General features: G+C 74.8%; 14 protein-coding genes. 8 read left to right on the forward strand and 6 right to left on the reverse strand.

Annotated features, from left to right (window positions below; translation table 11 throughout):
* Positions 1 to 5: 5 nt before the first annotated feature.
* Together ACGFZ2_RS11290 and pseB are read right to left on the reverse strand one after the other, a co-directional pair.
* Complete coding sequence (locus tag ACGFZ2_RS11290; RefSeq protein WP_393452387.1) at positions 6 to 1163, reverse strand: DegT/DnrJ/EryC1/StrS family aminotransferase; 1158 nt, start codon at positions 1161 to 1163, stop codon at positions 6 to 8.
* On the reverse strand, positions 1160 to 2143 hold the full coding sequence (pseB, locus tag ACGFZ2_RS11295) for a UDP-N-acetylglucosamine 4,6-dehydratase (inverting) (RefSeq protein WP_350706545.1): 984 nt from the start codon (positions 2141 to 2143) through the stop codon (positions 1160 to 1162). The genes ACGFZ2_RS11290 and pseB overlap by 4 nt, the downstream gene beginning before the upstream one ends.
* A 246-nt stretch (positions 2144 to 2389) precedes the next feature.
* Between pseB and ACGFZ2_RS11300 the strand changes: the two genes are divergently transcribed.
* The 5 genes from ACGFZ2_RS11300 to ACGFZ2_RS11320 are packed head-to-tail and all read left to right on the forward strand — an operon-like array spanning position 2390 to position 7109.
* The gene (locus ACGFZ2_RS11300) at positions 2390 to 2632 is read left to right on the forward strand and encodes an acyl carrier protein (protein WP_393452390.1); all 243 of its coding nucleotides are present in this window, start codon (positions 2390 to 2392) and stop codon (positions 2630 to 2632) included.
* Positions 2613 to 3404: an SDR family NAD(P)-dependent oxidoreductase gene (locus ACGFZ2_RS11305; RefSeq protein ID WP_393452393.1), complete on the forward strand. Its 792-nt coding sequence runs from the start codon at positions 2613 to 2615 to the stop codon at positions 3402 to 3404. The genes ACGFZ2_RS11300 and ACGFZ2_RS11305 overlap by 20 nt, the downstream gene beginning before the upstream one ends.
* 5 nt (positions 3405 to 3409) lie before the next feature.
* The gene (locus ACGFZ2_RS11310) at positions 3410 to 4843 is read left to right on the forward strand and encodes an AMP-binding protein (RefSeq protein ID WP_393452590.1); all 1434 of its coding nucleotides are present in this window, start codon (positions 3410 to 3412) and stop codon (positions 4841 to 4843) included.
* The gene (locus ACGFZ2_RS11315; RefSeq protein ID WP_393452396.1) at positions 4837 to 5889 is read left to right on the forward strand and encodes an acyl-protein synthetase; all 1053 of its coding nucleotides are present in this window, start codon (positions 4837 to 4839) and stop codon (positions 5887 to 5889) included. Before ACGFZ2_RS11310 ends, ACGFZ2_RS11315 begins: the two co-directional genes overlap by 7 nt.
* Positions 5886 to 7109, forward strand: a complete 1224-nt coding sequence (locus ACGFZ2_RS11320; protein ID WP_393452399.1) for an acyl-CoA reductase — start codon at positions 5886 to 5888, stop codon at positions 7107 to 7109. The genes ACGFZ2_RS11315 and ACGFZ2_RS11320 overlap by 4 nt, the downstream gene beginning before the upstream one ends.
* A gap of 108 nt (positions 7110 to 7217) precedes the next feature.
* On the opposite strand, the gene pseI is transcribed toward ACGFZ2_RS11320, so the two are convergent.
* From pseI to ACGFZ2_RS11340, 4 genes are all read right to left on the reverse strand, one after another.
* Positions 7218 to 8270 (reverse strand): pseudaminic acid synthase, encoded by a 1053-nt coding sequence (gene pseI / locus ACGFZ2_RS11325; protein WP_393452402.1) that lies wholly within the window; start codon positions 8268 to 8270, stop codon positions 7218 to 7220.
* Positions 8267 to 8770, reverse strand: coding sequence for a GNAT family N-acetyltransferase (locus ACGFZ2_RS11330; protein ID WP_393452593.1), 504 nt, complete (start codon positions 8768 to 8770; stop codon positions 8267 to 8269). The genes pseI and ACGFZ2_RS11330 overlap by 4 nt, the downstream gene beginning before the upstream one ends.
* Before the next feature lie 26 nt (positions 8771 to 8796).
* On the reverse strand, positions 8797 to 9936 hold the full coding sequence (locus ACGFZ2_RS11335; protein ID WP_393452405.1) for a glycosyltransferase family 2 protein: 1140 nt from the start codon (positions 9934 to 9936) through the stop codon (positions 8797 to 8799).
* A gap of 89 nt (positions 9937 to 10025) precedes the next feature.
* Positions 10026 to 11351 carry a polysaccharide pyruvyl transferase family protein gene (locus ACGFZ2_RS11340; protein WP_393452408.1) on the reverse strand — a complete coding sequence of 442 codons (1326 nt, stop codon included), beginning with the start codon at positions 11349 to 11351 and terminating at the stop codon, positions 10026 to 10028.
* Positions 11352 to 11612: 261 nt separating this feature from the next.
* Here ACGFZ2_RS11340 and ACGFZ2_RS11345 point away from each other — a divergent pair, with 261 nt between their 5' ends.
* The 3 genes from ACGFZ2_RS11345 (at position 11613) to ACGFZ2_RS11355 (ending at position 14537) form a co-directional block, all read left to right on the forward strand.
* A complete protein-coding gene (locus ACGFZ2_RS11345; protein ID WP_393267594.1) occupies positions 11613 to 12893 on the forward strand; it encodes an acyltransferase family protein in 1281 nt (426 codons plus the stop codon).
* A 189-nt stretch (positions 12894 to 13082) separates the two neighbouring features.
* The gene (locus ACGFZ2_RS11350; protein ID WP_393452411.1) at positions 13083 to 13562 is read left to right on the forward strand and encodes a hypothetical protein; all 480 of its coding nucleotides are present in this window, start codon (positions 13083 to 13085) and stop codon (positions 13560 to 13562) included.
* A gap of 216 nt (positions 13563 to 13778) precedes the next feature.
* Positions 13779 to 14537: a hypothetical protein gene (locus tag ACGFZ2_RS11355; protein WP_393452414.1), complete on the forward strand. Its 759-nt coding sequence runs from the start codon at positions 13779 to 13781 to the stop codon at positions 14535 to 14537.

Raw genomic sequence — 14537 nt, forward strand, 5'->3', positions numbered from 1 at the left:
TCCCCTCAGGCGGCGGAACGCGCCGTGGCGGCGCGCAGCGCCGTGCCGAGGGCGTCGATGACGCGGTGCTGGTCGGCCTCGGTGAGGTCCGGGAACAGCGGCAGGGACAGCTGCTGCTCGTAGAACGACTCGGCCACCGGGCAGGACCCGCGCCGGTAGCCCAGGTCGGCGAAGGCCGGGTGCCAGTGCACGGGGATGTAGTTGACCTGCACCCCGATGCCGGCGGCGCGCATCCGGTCGTACACCTCGCGGCGGCGCCCGTCGAGCACCCGGATCGGGTAGAGGTGCCACGCCGGGGCGGCCCAGGACCGCCGGCCCGGGGTCAGCACGCCGGGCAGGTCGGCCAGCGCCTCGTCGTAGCGGGCGACCAGGCGGGCCCGGCGGGCCAGGAAGTCGCCGAGCCGGCGCAACTGGCTGCGGCCCAGCGCGCAGAGCACGTCGGGCAGCCGGTAGTTCAGCCCGAACTCGTGCACCTCCTGGTGCCAGCCGCCCTCGTCCGGCCAGCGCTGCTCGTCACGCTCCCGGACCAGGCCGATGTTGCGGAACCGGCGCGCCCGCTTCAGCAGGTGCGGGTCGGTGGCGGCGACCGCGCCGCCCTCGGCGGTGGTGAGGTTCTTCGTCGGGAAGAACGAGAACGTGGTCAGGTCCGCCAGCGAGCCGACCGGCCGCCCCCGGTAGGTGGCGCCGATCGAGTGCGCGGCGTCGGCGAGCAGCAGCGCGTCCGTGCCGGCCGTCGCGGCGCGCAGCGCGTCGTAGTCGGCCGGGTGGCCGGCGTAGTCGACCGCGGACACCACCCGGGTCCGGCTGGTCGTCGCCGCGGCGACCGCCGCCGGGTCGAGGGTGAACGTCTCGTCCTCGACGTCGGCGAAGACGATCTTCGCGCCGAGGGCGACCGCGCTGCTGGCGGTCGCCACGAACGTCATGGGCGGCACGACCACCTCGTCGCCGGGACCGACCCCGGCCGCCGCGTACGCCACGTGCAGCGCCGCCGTGCCGTTGGAGACCGCCGCGCAGCCGGCGCCGCCGGTCCACGCCGCCAGGTCGGCCTCGAACCCGTCGACCTGCGGGCCGGTGGTGAGCCAGTCGCTGCGCAGGGCGGCGACCACGGCGGCGACGTCGTCCCCGGTCACCGACTGCCGGCCGTACGGGAGCAGCCCCGTCATGCGGCGATGCCGAGCATGTCGCGCAGGTGCTCCACGCTGAGCCACTCGTCGTTGCTGTCCGACTGGTACGCGAACCCGTCCGGCACCGGCTCGCAGCCGACCGGCGGCTGGTAGCCCCAGGTGGCGATGGTCGGCTGCACGATGTAGCGGTCCTTCGCGCGCAGGGTCCGGCGGCTGTCGTCCGGCGCGATCATCTCCTCGTGCAGCTTCTCGCCGGGGCGGATGCCGACCTCGTGCGTGGTGGCCTCCGGGGCGACCGCCTCGACCAGGTCGAGGATGCGCATGCTGGGAATCCGCGGGACGAACAGCTCGCCGCCCTGCATCTGGTCGAACGAGTCCATGACGAACTGGACCGCCTGGTCGAGGGTGATCCAGAACCGGGTCATCCGCTTGTCGGTGACCGGCAGGCTCTTGCCCTCGGCGGCCAGCCGGCGGAACAGCGGGACGACCGAGCCCCGGCTGCCGACCACGTTGCCGTAGCGGACGACCGCGAACCGGGTCGGGTGCTGCGCGGCGTAGTGGTTGGCCGAGACGAACAGCTTGTCGCCGACCAGCTTCGTCGCGCCGTACAGGTTGATCGGGCTGGACGCCTTGTCGGTGGAGAGCGCGATGACCTTCTTCACGCCGGCTTCGATCGCCGCGTCCACGACGTGCTGGGAGCCGGTGATGTTGGTGGCGATGAACTCCGACGGGTTGTACTCGGCGGTGTCCACCTGCTTGAGCGCGGCGGCGTGCACCACGTGGTCCACCCCGTGCATCGCGCGGGTCAGCCGGTGCCGGTCCCGGACGTCACCGATGAACCAGCGCAGCCGTGGGTCGTCGCCGAGCTGCTGGCGCAGCTCGTACTGCTTGAGTTCGTCGCGGGAGAACACCACCACCCGGGCCGGGTCGGCCTCGGTGAGGACGTGCCGGAGGAACGTCTTCCCGAAGGAACCGGTTCCGCCGGTGATCAGAATGGAAGACCCATTCAACTCGCTCAATTGGTGCTCCCGTGGTCGTGGTTGTTTCCGCGGCGACCTTGCCCGGTCGACCGGATCGAGACGCTAGACCCGGCGGGTTAACACCTCGACGCCCCTCGGTGAACGGTCGCCGCGCCTGAAGTGAATGCGGAACACCTTGCAGGCAAACACTTTTCGCCAGTTCAGGGCCAGGTTGAGGGGCCTTCGGCCTCGGCTACACTCGGCCCGCACGTCGAGGCGTGCGGACCAGTTACGGAGGAAATCGCGGTGGAACTTCAGCGACTGAGGGTCGTCTTCCGCGCGGCGTTGGAGCTTTCCGACGACGCCGTCGTGGACAGTCTCGAATATCGCGGAATCGAGAAATGGGATTCGCTCGCGCACATGTCGTTGGTGGCCGCCATCGAGGACGAGTTCGGCGTCATGCTGGACACCGACGAAGTGATCGACCTCAGTTCCTTCGACCGCGCGCGGCTGATCCTGGAGAAGCACGGTGTCGTCCTCACCGACTGACACCGGCACGGCCGCCGCGTCCGGGCCGGGCGCCGGCCGGGACGCGCCCGCCCGTCGGGTCCTGGTCACCGGGTCGACCCGGGGCATCGGCCGCGCCGTCGCCCGGCGGCTCGCCGCGCAGGGCTGCGCGGTCGCGGTGCACGGCCGGCTGCCCGGCTCCGCCGACGAGGTGGCCGCCGAACTGCCCGGCGGACCGCACCTCGCGGTGCACGGCGACGTGGCGGAGCCCGACCAGGTCCGGGCGGCGATGCGTACCGTCTTCGCGCGGTGGCGGGGGCTGGACGCGCTGGTCGTCAACGCCGGGGTGCACGAGGCGGGGCTGCTGGGCTCGGTGCCGGACGAGACGGTGACCCGGCTGTTCGCGGTCAACGCGGCCGGTGCCGCGCACACGCTGCAACAGGGATCGCGCCTGCTGCGCCGGGGCGACCGGCCGGCGGTGGTGCTCACCGCCTCGCTGGTCGGTTCGGCCGGAGCGGCCGGCCAGGCCGTCTACGCGGCCAGCAAGGCCGCCGTCGAGGGGCTCACCCGGGCCGCCGCGAAGGAGCTCGGTCCGGCCGGGATCCGGGTGAACGCGGTCGCGCCGGGCTTCATCCGCACCGACCTGCTGGCCGACCTCGACGAGCCGGGCCGGCGGGCCCGCGTGGACGCCACGCCGCTGCGCCGGCTCGGCGAGCCGGAGGAGGTGGCCGAGGTGGTCGCGTTCCTGCTCTCCCCGGCCGCCGCCTTCGTCACCGGCCAGGTGCTCGGCGTGGACGGCGGGCTGACCCTGTGACCGGTCTGCCGTACCCCGACGCGGCCGCTCTGCCGCACCCCGACGCGGCCGGTCTGCCGCACCCCGACGCCCGGCTGGTGGACGCGGCGACCGGCCGGCAGGTCGGGGGCGCCGAACTCGCCGCCCGGGTCGCCGACCTCGCCGCGCTGCTCGACCGGGAACCACCGGGCGTGGTGTTCGCCGCCGCCCCCGCCGAGATCGACGCGGTGCTGCGGATCCTCGCGGCCTGGCAGGCCGGCCGCGCGGTCGCGCTGCTCGACCCGCAGGTCACGCCGGGCGCGTTGCGCGAGCTGGTCGACCGGTTCCGCCCCGCCGTACTGCTCACCGGCCCCGAGCCGGTCGACGGCTACGAGCCGGGCCCGGTCGGCCTCGGCCCGGCCTGGCGGCGCACCGGGCCCGCCGGACCCGCGCCCCACCCCGACCTGGCGCTGCTGCTGACCACCTCCGGCTCGACCGGCAACCCGAAGCTCGTGCGGCTCTCCGGCGCGGCGGTGCGGGCCAACGCGGCGGCCATCGCCACCGCGCTCGGCATCGACGGCGACGAGGTGGCCCCCACCACCCTGCCGCTGCACTACACGTACGGGCTGTCGGTGCTCACCAGCCACCTGCACGCCGGCGCCACCGTGCTGCTGGAGCGCTCCGGCCTCACCTCCCGCGAGTTCTGGACCGCCGTCGACCGGCACCGGGTCACCTCCCTGGCCGCCGTGCCCTACCAGTACGAGATGCTGCGCCGGCTGCGCTTCGCGCCCGCCCGGCACGAACGGCTGCGGACGCTCACCCAGGCCGGCGGCCGGCTGCACCCGGAGCTGGTGGCGGACTTCCACGGCCGGATGGCCGAGGTGGCCGGCCGCCTCTTCGTCATGTACGGGCAGACCGAGGCGACCGCCCGGATGACGGTGCTGCCGCCCGACCGGCTGCCGGAGAAGCTCGGCTCGGTGGGACTGCCGGTGCCCGGCGGGGCGCTGTCGGTGCGCGCCGACGACGGCACGGAGACGACCGCGCCCGACCGGACCGGCGAGATCGTCTACCGGGGGCCCAACGTGATGATGGGCTACGCCGAGACGGCGGCCGACCTGGCCCGCCCCGACGAACTGGGCGGCGTGCTCGCCACCGGCGACCTGGGCCGGCTCGACGCCGACGGGTTCCTGCACGTCACCGGCCGGATCAAGCGGATCGCCAAGGTGTTCGGGGTCCGGGTCAACCTCGACGACGTGGAACGGTCCCTCGGCCACCACGGGCCGGTCGCCGCGATCGCGGGCGCGGACCGGCTGGTGGTGGTGGCCGAGGGCGCCGACGCCGACCGGCTCGCCCGGATCCGCGCCGAGGTGGCGGAGGCGCTGGGCACCCACTCGTCCGGCGTCCAGGTGCGTGGCGTGGACGCCCTCCCGCTGACCCCGACGGGCAAGCCCGACTACCGCGCGCTGGAGGCACAGTGCTGACCGAGGTGTTCACGCTCACCCAGCCCGAGAAGGAACACCGGCTCCGCGACGAACTGGTCGGGCTGCTGGCCCACCACCGGCGCCACTGCCCGCCGTACGCGCGGATCCTGGACGCCCTGGGCGGCGCGGACGGCGACGTCGCGACGCTGGCCGACCTGCCCTGGCTGCCGGTGCGGCTGTTCAAGACCCGCAAGCTGGCCAGCGTGCCGGACGAGCAGGTGATCCGGGTGCTCACCTCCAGCGGCACCACCGGCGAGGTCAGCCGGATCCACCTGGACCGGGAGGCGGCGGCCACCCAGTCCCGGATGCTGGCCCGCACGCTGGGCGCCGTGCTCGGCCCGCGCCGGCTGCCGATGGTGGTGGTGGACCGGGCCGGCGTGGTCGGCGACCGGCGCTCCTACTCGGCGCGCGGCGCCGGGGCGCTCGGCATGGTCAACTTCGGCCGCGACCACCTGTGGCTGCTCGACGCCGACGACCGGCCGGACGTCGCGGCGCTCAAGGACTTCCTGGCCCGGCACGGCGACGCGCCGTTCCTGGTCTTCGGCTTCACCTTCATGGTCTGGCGCTACCTCTACGAGGTGGCCCGCGACCACGGACTCGACCTGTCGAACGGGATCCTCGTGCACTCCGGCGGCTGGAAGAAGCTCGCCGACCAGGCGGTGGACAACGCCGAGTTCCGCCGCCGGCTCGGCGCGGACACCGGCCTGGAGCGGATCCACAACTTCTACGGGATGGTCGAGCAGATCGGCACGGTCTTCCTGGAGGGGCCCGACGGCGGCTCCCTCTACTGCCCGGACTTCGCCGACGTCATCGTCCGCGACCCGGTCACCTGGCGGGAGGCGCCGATCGGCACGCCCGGCGTGATCGAGGTGCTCAGCACCCTGCCCACCTCCTACCCGGGCAACGTGCTGCTCACCGAGGACCTCGGGGTGGTGCACGGCGTCGACGACGGGCACTGGCCGGGCAAGCGGTTCAGCGTGCTGGGCCGGCTGCCGCGCGCCGAGGCCCGGGGTTGCAGCGACACCTACGTCGGAGGTCAGGCATGACGGTACGGATGCGCTTCCCCGCCGGGCCGGAGGTGCCGGTGGACGACCTGCTGCCCCCGGCCGCCGACCCGCCGCTGACCGTCGGCGACGAGCGGATCGTGGACTTCCTGACCTCGGTCTCCCGGCGGCTGCTGGCCCCGGCGCTGGCCCGCCGCCATCCGGAGCTGGGCTCGCTCGGGTTCTTCCTGCGCCGCCGGGAGTTGCTGCGCGGCGTGGAGCGGCTGCACGCCGGGCTCGACGACGGGGTGCTCGCCTTCCCCCGGGGCGTGGTGTTCCACATCCCACCCGCCAACGTGGACACCATCTTCGTCTACTCCTGGGCGCTGTCCGCGCTGGCCGGCAACACCAACGTCGTCCGGGTGTCGCCCCGCTCGGCGGCGGCGGCCGACGCGATCCTGGACGTGCTCAACGACAGCCTGGACGCCGCCGACCCGGTCGTGGGCCGTACCCAACGCATGGTCACGTACGGCCACGACGACGCGGTGACCGGCCGGCTCAGCGCCGGCTGCGACGTCCGGGTCATCTGGGGCGGCGACCGGGCGGTGACCGCCGTGCGTCGGCACCCGCTGGCTCCCGCGGCGCGGGACCTCACCTTCCCCGACCGCTCGTCGTTCGCGGTGCTCTCGGTGGCCGGCTGGGCGGCCGCCCCGCTTGCCGCCCGGCGGGACGCCGTGGCGCGGTTCGCCAACGACGCCTACTGGTTCGACCAGGCGGCCTGCGCGTCGCCCCGGGCGGTGTTCCTGGTCGGCGACGCCCGGCGCGCCGACGCCGTCCGGGCCGAGTTCGTGGCCCTGCTCGGCGTGGCCGTGCGGGAGCGGGGCTGGGACGTGGACGCGGCGATGGCCGTCGAGAAGCGGGTCGGCGCGTACGGGCTGGCCGCCGACGGGGGAGTGGCCCGGATGGTGTTCCACGACAACCTCGTCACCACGCTGGAGCTGGACGGGCCGGCGGCGGCGCCCCGGGAGTGGCTCGGCGCGGGGACGTTCGGCTTCGTCACCCTGGGAGAGCTGGCGGAGCTGGCGCCGTTCGTGCGCCGGCGGGACCAGACGCTGACCCACTTCGGGTTCACCCGGTCCGAGCTGGTCGACTTCGCCCGGCGGCTCGGCGGCCGGGGCATCGACCGGATCGTGCCGTTCGGCGCGGCGCTGACCTTCGCGCCGGTCTGGGACGGCCACGACCTGCTCCGCGAGTTCGTCCGGCTGGTCACGGTCGCCGACTGACTCCACCCCGGCGGTCGCACGAGAAGGGGGGCGCCCGTCCCGGGCGGTCGCACGAGGAAGGGGGCCCGGTCCGCGCGGACCGGGCCCCCTTTCGCGGTGCGGGTGGCCTCAGACGAGGTCCCAGCTCAGCGGCGTCCCCTTCGGCACGTCCCGGGTGAAGGCGCGGCCGAGCACCCGGTCGAGGTCGGCCGGGGGGAGTCCGCCGGCCGGCCGGATCGAGCGCACGACCGCCGCGGTGACCGGGTCGCCGGCCCGGACGTCCTCGACCACCCAGAGGGACCGGCGGAACCGCAGCCCCTCCCGCTCGGTCGGGGTGGGCCCGATCGCGGTGCCGCCCAGCGCCGCCCACGCCCGCTCCGACTCGACGGTGAGGGCGGTCAGCTCCGCCGGCTCCAGCGAGAAGTCCGAGTCGACGCCCCCGTCGGCGCGGCGCAGCGTCACGTGTTTCTCGATCAGGCAGGCGCCGAACGCCACCGAGGCGACCGGGACGCCGATGCCCGGCGTGTGGTCGGACAGGCCCACCGGCAGGCCGAACGTGTCGGCCAGCACGGGCAGCCGGCGCAGGTTGCTGTCCTGCGGGGGCGCCGGGTAGGACGCCGTGCAGGCGAGCAGCACGATGCCGCCGGCGCCGCCCTCCCGGGCGGCGCGGACGGCCGCGTCGATCTCGCCGACGGTGGCCATCCCGGTGGAGATGACCAGCGGCTTGCCGGTGGCCGCGACGAGCCGGATCAGCGGCAGGTCCACCAGCTCCGACGACGCGATCTTGTACGCGGGCGCGTCCAGCTCCTCCAGTAGCTCCACCGCCGTCGCGTCGAACGGCGAGGAGAACACCGTCAGACCGTGCCGGCGGGCCCGCTCGAAGATCGGCGCGTGCCACTCGTACGGGGTGTGGGCGCGCTCGAAGAGCTGCCAGAGGCGCTCGCCGCCCCACAGGTCGTGCCCGTCGGAGAGGCGGAACGCGGGGGCGTCCACGTCGATGGTGATGGTGTCCGGCCGGTACGTCTGGAGCTTGAGCGCGTGCGCCCCGCTGGCCGCCACCGCGTCGACGATGGCGAGTGCCCGGTCCAGGCTGCCGTTGTGGTTGCCGGACATTTCCGCGACCACGAGGGGCCGCTCGCCGGGGCCGACCGCGTGCGGGCCGATCTTGACTGTCGCCGTCATCTTCCTCTGCTCTTCTCCGTCCACACCACCTGGTGCGGCGTGCCGTCGATGTCCCGCTCGTAGCGCCGGACCTCGCGAAATCCGAAGCGCCGGTGCAGGGCCAGCACCGGCTTGTTGGCGGCGAGCGTCTCGCCGCCCAGCGTCTCCGCCCCGAGGGTGTCGAAGGCGTACGCGATGGCGGCCCGCTCCAGCGACAGCCACGCCGGCAGCAGTTGCCCCCGGGCGTCCAGGCCGTCGATGTCCAGGTAGAAGCCCCAGGTCAGGGCCCGGTCCGGGGCGGTGACCCCGGAGAACGTGACGATGCCGGACGGCACCTCGTCGTGCAGGTGCACCAGCACCCGCCGGTCCGGGTCGACCCGGGCCCTCGCCCACCAGGCGGTGTGCTCGACCAGGCCGATCTCGTGGCTGGTCAGGCTCACCGCCCGCACCTGCGGGTGGTTGCGCCAGAGCAGCATCCGGTGCAGGTCGCCGTCGTCTGCCGGCCGCAGCGGCCCGGCCACCAGCGGCTCGGTCGTCGGAAGCCCGGTCATCGGCGGCTCGCCATCGCGGTGGTCTGGTCCGCCGCCGTCCCGGCCTCCGGGGCCTGCCCGGCCTCCGCCTGGCCGGCCTCCGGCGAGGGGAGGGCCGGCGGGACGGGTCGGCCGCCCCGCACCCGGCCCGCCGCCCGGTGGGCCCGGCGCAGCGCCGCGTACGCGAGGTAGCTGTTCCGCCCGACCAGGCGGTGCTTGAGCCCCGCGACTCCGGCGGGCCGGGAGTAGCCCACGTCGGGCAGGTAGCGGCGGTAGTGCTCGGCGACCCGGCGGAAGAACGCGCGGCGCAGCCGCGGGTGCAGCCGGCCGTCGTTGCCCGCCACCACCAGGTAGTGGCTGATCATCAGGGTGAACAGCTCGGCCCGCAGCCGCTCGTCCGGGGCGTGCCGGTCCAGCCAGTCGAAGAGCCGCTCGTACTGGTCGAAGGCGTCGAAGTGCCGGCGGCTGCGGGTGGAGGTGATCGCGCCGAGCCGGCCCTGCCGGTAGAGGTAGCAGACCCGGTCCAGTACGGAGATCCGCTCCGCGCCGATCAGCAGCGGGTGGCTGAACGGGATGTCCTCGTACCAGCCGGGGAAGAAGCGCAGCTCCAGCTCGGCCATGAATCCGCGGCGGACCACCTTGTTCCAGGCGGTGTGCTGCACCTTCAGCAGTTGCGGCCGGTCGGCGAGGCGGACCACGCCCGGCACCCCGCGCAGCAGGTGGCTGCTCGCGTCGACCTCCCGCCGGCCGCCCTCGTGCACCCGCAGGTGGTCCAGCATCAGCACGTCGGGCCGGTCCCTGCGCAACCGGTCCAGCACCGCCGGGATCGTGCCCGGCGGCAGCCAGTCGTCGCTGTCGACGAACCAGACGTACGCGCCGGTGGCCTCGTCGAGACCGGCGTTGCGGGCCAGGCCGAGGCCGACGTTGTCGGTCAGGTGGACGGTGCGGATGCCGACCCGCCCGGCCGCGTACGACCGCAGCATCTCCCCGCAGCGGTCCGGGGAGGCGTCGTCCACCGCGATCAGCTCCACCGCGCCCGCCTCGCCGGCCGGGATGTCGGCGCGGATCGACTCGAGGCACTGGTACAGGTACGGCTCGACGCCGTACACGGGCACGACGATGCTCAGCAGCGGTGCTTGCGTCGGCTCAATGACCACGCCGACACCATCGACCGCGCGGATGGACGGCCCCGGAACCTCACGTTGCCGGCGAAGGTGGAGTCCCTGAACAGCCGCCCAGCGCCGGGTTAACGGTTCAGGATGCGCTTCACCGGGCCGCCCACCACCCGCTTGACCCGGGTGCGCAGGCGCTGCTCCCGCAGCGTCTCCGCGTCCTGGTGCAGCGCCGCGTTGCGGTCCCGCAGCCACTGGATCCGCTCGAGCAGCACGTCCGGCGCGGTCGCGGTGGCCGGGCGCACGGCGGGCGGGTAGGTGGTGGCCCGCACCCGCGCGTCGAACCGGGCGGCGCTGTCGCCGTCGGCGAAGGCGTTGCCCAGGTCGTGCTTGGCGAGGAAGGCGAGCATGGTCTCGTAGCGTGCCTTGTGGCCGTCGTTGAGCGCCGTGTAGTCCGCCTCGTCGTAGAGCTGGGCGGCGTCGACGTCGGCCGGCACCTCCTTCATCACCCGGTGCGGGATGTCGAAGTACCGGGCCAGCTCCAGGGTGCGCGAGTCGTGCGCGAAGAGGTAGCCGGGCGTGCCGGCGACCAGCGCGGTGATGGTGCCGTGGATCCGGGTGCCGAAGGCGAACTCGAACCCGGAGAGGTAGTCCATCCAGGTCCAGGGGTCGACGAACATCCGCACCTTGTCCTCGGTGAACAGCGGGTGCGAGGTGTGGATGGGGATCGCGCTGGACTTGCCCCGGTCGTCGGGGGCGTCGCCGTAGAGCAGGGTGCCGAGCGTCTTGAGGTCCTGCGGCAGGTAACGCAGGTTCGGGTACCGCTCGTGGTGCCGGGCGATGATCTTCGCCATCGACTTCACGTACGGCGAGATGGTCAGCGCGAGCCGGTCGTCGGGCGCCAGCGCCGCCTTCCGCTTCTCCACCCGCAGGCTGTCGCCGTGCAGGAACATCGACGGGCACCCGATCACGTCGACGGCGGAGAAGCCCAGCGTGCGCAGGTAGCCCTCGGTGATCTCACCCCGTACGCCGATGCTGTGCGACCGGTCGAGCACGGCCCGGACGAAGCGGGTGACGGCGTCGTCGATCGGGCGCAGGTACTCCCGGTCGCCCTTGACGTCGGTCTGCACGCCCACCCCGAGCACCACCACCGGGATCTTCAGCCGTTCGACGAGCTTCGTCATGAGTTCGATGCGGTGGGCGTAGCTGCGCCGGAAGGCGTTGGCGAGCGGGACGACGTAGACGTCGTACCGCTCGTTGATCATGTCGGCGTCGCGCGGGTTGACCTTGAACTCGGTCGGGGTGATCTCGGTGGTGCTGGTCTGCAGCAGCTTGTGCGCGGCGTGGCTGAAGACGAGGTTGCCGTTGTTCTCGCCGATCCAGTTCCCCTCGAAGGCTTCCTCGGGGGAGTAGACGTCGAACGGGCCCTTCTTCGCCCGCATCAGGATCCGCTGGTGCATCCGTCCCCGCCTCTCGTCACCTTCGGGTCACGGAATATTAGGCCACCGGCCGACCCCGGCACAGATGCGCGTCACTCCGCCACGCGGAGGGACGGAACCGTCACGCGGTGGACGGGGACGCAGGGGGACATCCGGGGCGGCGGGTAGGGTGCCCGGCGGCGGCGCCTACCGGAGGCCGCCGCGGGCCGTCCTGCGCCGCCCGCCGACGGCCGAGGAGGAGACGTACGTGCTGGTGACCCTGCGGACCGCCGGGCCGCCGGCATGACGGGGGCCGCGACCGTCGCGCCGGAGGCCCGGCCCGCGCCCCCGGCCGGTCGGCTGCCCTCGCTGACCGGGCTGCGCTGGGTGGCGGCCCTGCTCGTCTTCGGCTTCCACGCCGGCACGATGGGGATCATCGCCGAGCCGGACCACCGGGCAGTGGTGAACTGGGTCTTCACCCTGGGCCTGTCCGGCGTGCAGTTCTTCTTCATCCTCAGCGGTTTCGTGCTGGTGTGGTCGGCCCGGCCGACCGACTCCCGCCGGGCGTTCTGGCGTCGCCGGATCGCCAAGATCTGGCCCAGCCACGTGGCGCTGTGGGCGCTCGCCCTGCTGGTCGCGGCCTGGTTCGCCGACCCGGTGGACCGCGGCGTCGCGGTGGAGAACCTCTTCCTGCTCCAGGCGTGGGACCCTCGGCCGGGCGCGTTCTACAGCATCAACACGGTCAGTTGGTCGCTGTCCTGCGAGTTCTTCTTCTACCTCTGCCTGCCGCTGGCGCTGCCGCTGCTCCGCCGGGCCCGGCCGTGGGCACTGTGGACCGTGGTCGTCGCGGTGCCGCTGCTGATCCTGGCGCTCTGGCCGGCCCAGGCCCTGGTGCCCGAGGAGAGCCGTTGGTGGTTCACCCAGATCTTCCCGCCCGTCCGGTCCCTGGAGTTCTGGATGGGCGTGGCCGCCGCCGAGCTGATGCGGCGCGGCCGGTGGCGGGGGCCGGGCCTGCCGGTGGCGAGCCTGGTCTTCGTGGCCACCTGGGTGGTCGCCGCGCAGTGGGTGCGCGCCGAGCTGTGGGCGGCCCTGCTCGCGGTGGCGTACATCCTGGTCATCACCGCGGCGGCGGACGCGGACGTGCGCGGGCGGCGGTCGCCGTGGCGGTCCCGGCCGATGGTCTGGCTCGGCGAGGTCTCCTTCGCCTTCTACCTGGTGCACGTGCTGGTGATGGTGACCGTGCTCCGGCTCACCGGCGACTGGGGCGTCGGGTACCGCGGCTGGTGGGGGCTGGCCGCGGTGCTCGGCTTCCTGCTGGCCAACCTGGCCCTCGCCGGAGCGTTGCACCGCTTCGTCGAGACGCCGATGATGCGGCTGCTCGGCCCGCGCCGCCCGGCCCGGGCGACGCCGCCGGTCGAAGGTGTGGCCGCCCCGCGGCAGCGACCAGGGGAGCGAGCGCCGGCCGTGCCGGGGGAGCGGGGACGCGTCGTGCCGCGCCCCCGGCACGCCGAGCCGGAGGCGGACCGCCGACCGGCGTACGTCGAGTCCCGTGCGACGGCCGGCCGGCCGCGTCCCCGGGCGTAGGACGATCGCGTCCACTGACACAGGTCGACCCACTGGGGCGGCCGGACCACCCGTCCACCCTGGTCCGTGCGGTCCTCCGGTGGACGGCCGGGCGCGCAGAGCACCGGTCCGGAGGGCCGCCGAGACCGCCGCAGACGGGACACGCCGGGCGGCGATGCGGACCGGTGGCATCGGCGGTAGCGTGGTCGCGTGCTTCCCGTCGCGCTCACCTGTCCCCTGTGGTGGGTGGCGCGGTGGGCCGTACGGCTGCTGACCGGCCTCGCCGTCGCGGTCGCGTTCGCCGTCGGCGCCGGGGCCCTTCCCGCCGCCGCCTCGGCCCAGGCCGGAGTTTCCGCGACCGACACCTGGGCGCCCCCGGCTGACGCCTGGGCGCCCCCGGTCCCGGCGCTCCCCGTCACGCTGGCACCCGCCGACCCGCCCGTGGCGGTCGCCGACCACCGCGTCCTCTCCGACGGTGCCGCCGTCGACGGTGCCGCCGTCGACCGGGCCGCCGTCGACCGGGCCGCCGTCGACCGGGCCGCCGTCGACCGGGCCGCCGCCGGCCCCGGCCACCCCGCCGCTCCGGCCGACCCGGGTGAGGCCGCCGGGGCCGTCACCCCCGGCCCGGCCCCCGCGCCGGGCGGGCACACCCCCGGCGCGGCCGGCCCCCGGGGCCCGCCGCACGTTTGATCCGCACCATCCCGCGGGGCACGCGCGCCCCGCGACCACGCCCGCCGCACGGCGTAGGAAGGGCTCCTTCCGCTATCGCAGGCGTTGACAGGTGCCCGTCCTCCGCTCTCCACCACCCGCGCCCGTCCCGGCGGCGGGACGTGGCACCGCCACGCCCCGCCACCCGGGCGCCGCGTGCGACCCGCTGACGCACTCGCTCCCCGTGAGGTGCCGACCATGGAGACCGTCGTCTACCAGTTCCTGATCGAGGTGCCGCGGGCCGCCGCCATCTGGTCCGCCCTGCTCCTGCTGGCCCTGACCGTGCTCGCCGTGCTGGTCGCCCGCCCCGAGCGGCTCCGTCCGGCCGACGAGCCGGTCGCCCCGCCCGCGGTCGACCCCGTGGCGGAGGCGGCCGACCTGCGCCGCTACGCCGAGGAGGTGGCCGTCGCGGCGGGCCGGGCCGCCCGCACCGCCCGGCGGTGGCGGGCCGACTGGCTCGCCGCCCGGGAGGAGGCCGACCGGGCCTGGCGGGCGTACGACGAGGCGGAGACCGCCGCCCGCCGCCTCACCGGGGCCGCCGCCCTGCCCGCCCCGCGCACCCCGCGCACGCCCGCCGAGTACGCCGCCCGCGAGCGCTGGCTGCACCATGCGGCGGTGGCGGCCCACTGGCGCGGCGACCTCTCCACCCGCCAACTCCGCGAGGTGTTCGGCCGCCGGGCCGGCTGGGATCCCCGCCGGCACCCGGTCGAGCAGGAGATCGCGCTGGCCCGGGCGGTACGCGACGCGAAGCGGGCCGCCCACCGGGCCGCCGCCGAGCGGGAACGGGCGGCGTGGCGGGACGCCGACCTGGCCGCCGAGGCGGCGCGGGCCCTGGCCGGGGAGGCGTACGCCGCAGCGGTCCGGCTCCGGCCGGGCCGGCTCCCGGCGGCCCGGCCGGTGTCCGCCGGGCGTCGGCCCGCGCTCGCCGCGCGCTGGCGGCCCGCGCGGGTGGGCTGA

Source organism: Micromonospora sp. NPDC048063, from assembly GCF_043202855.1.
GTDB lineage: Bacteria > Actinomycetota > Actinomycetes > Mycobacteriales > Micromonosporaceae > Micromonospora.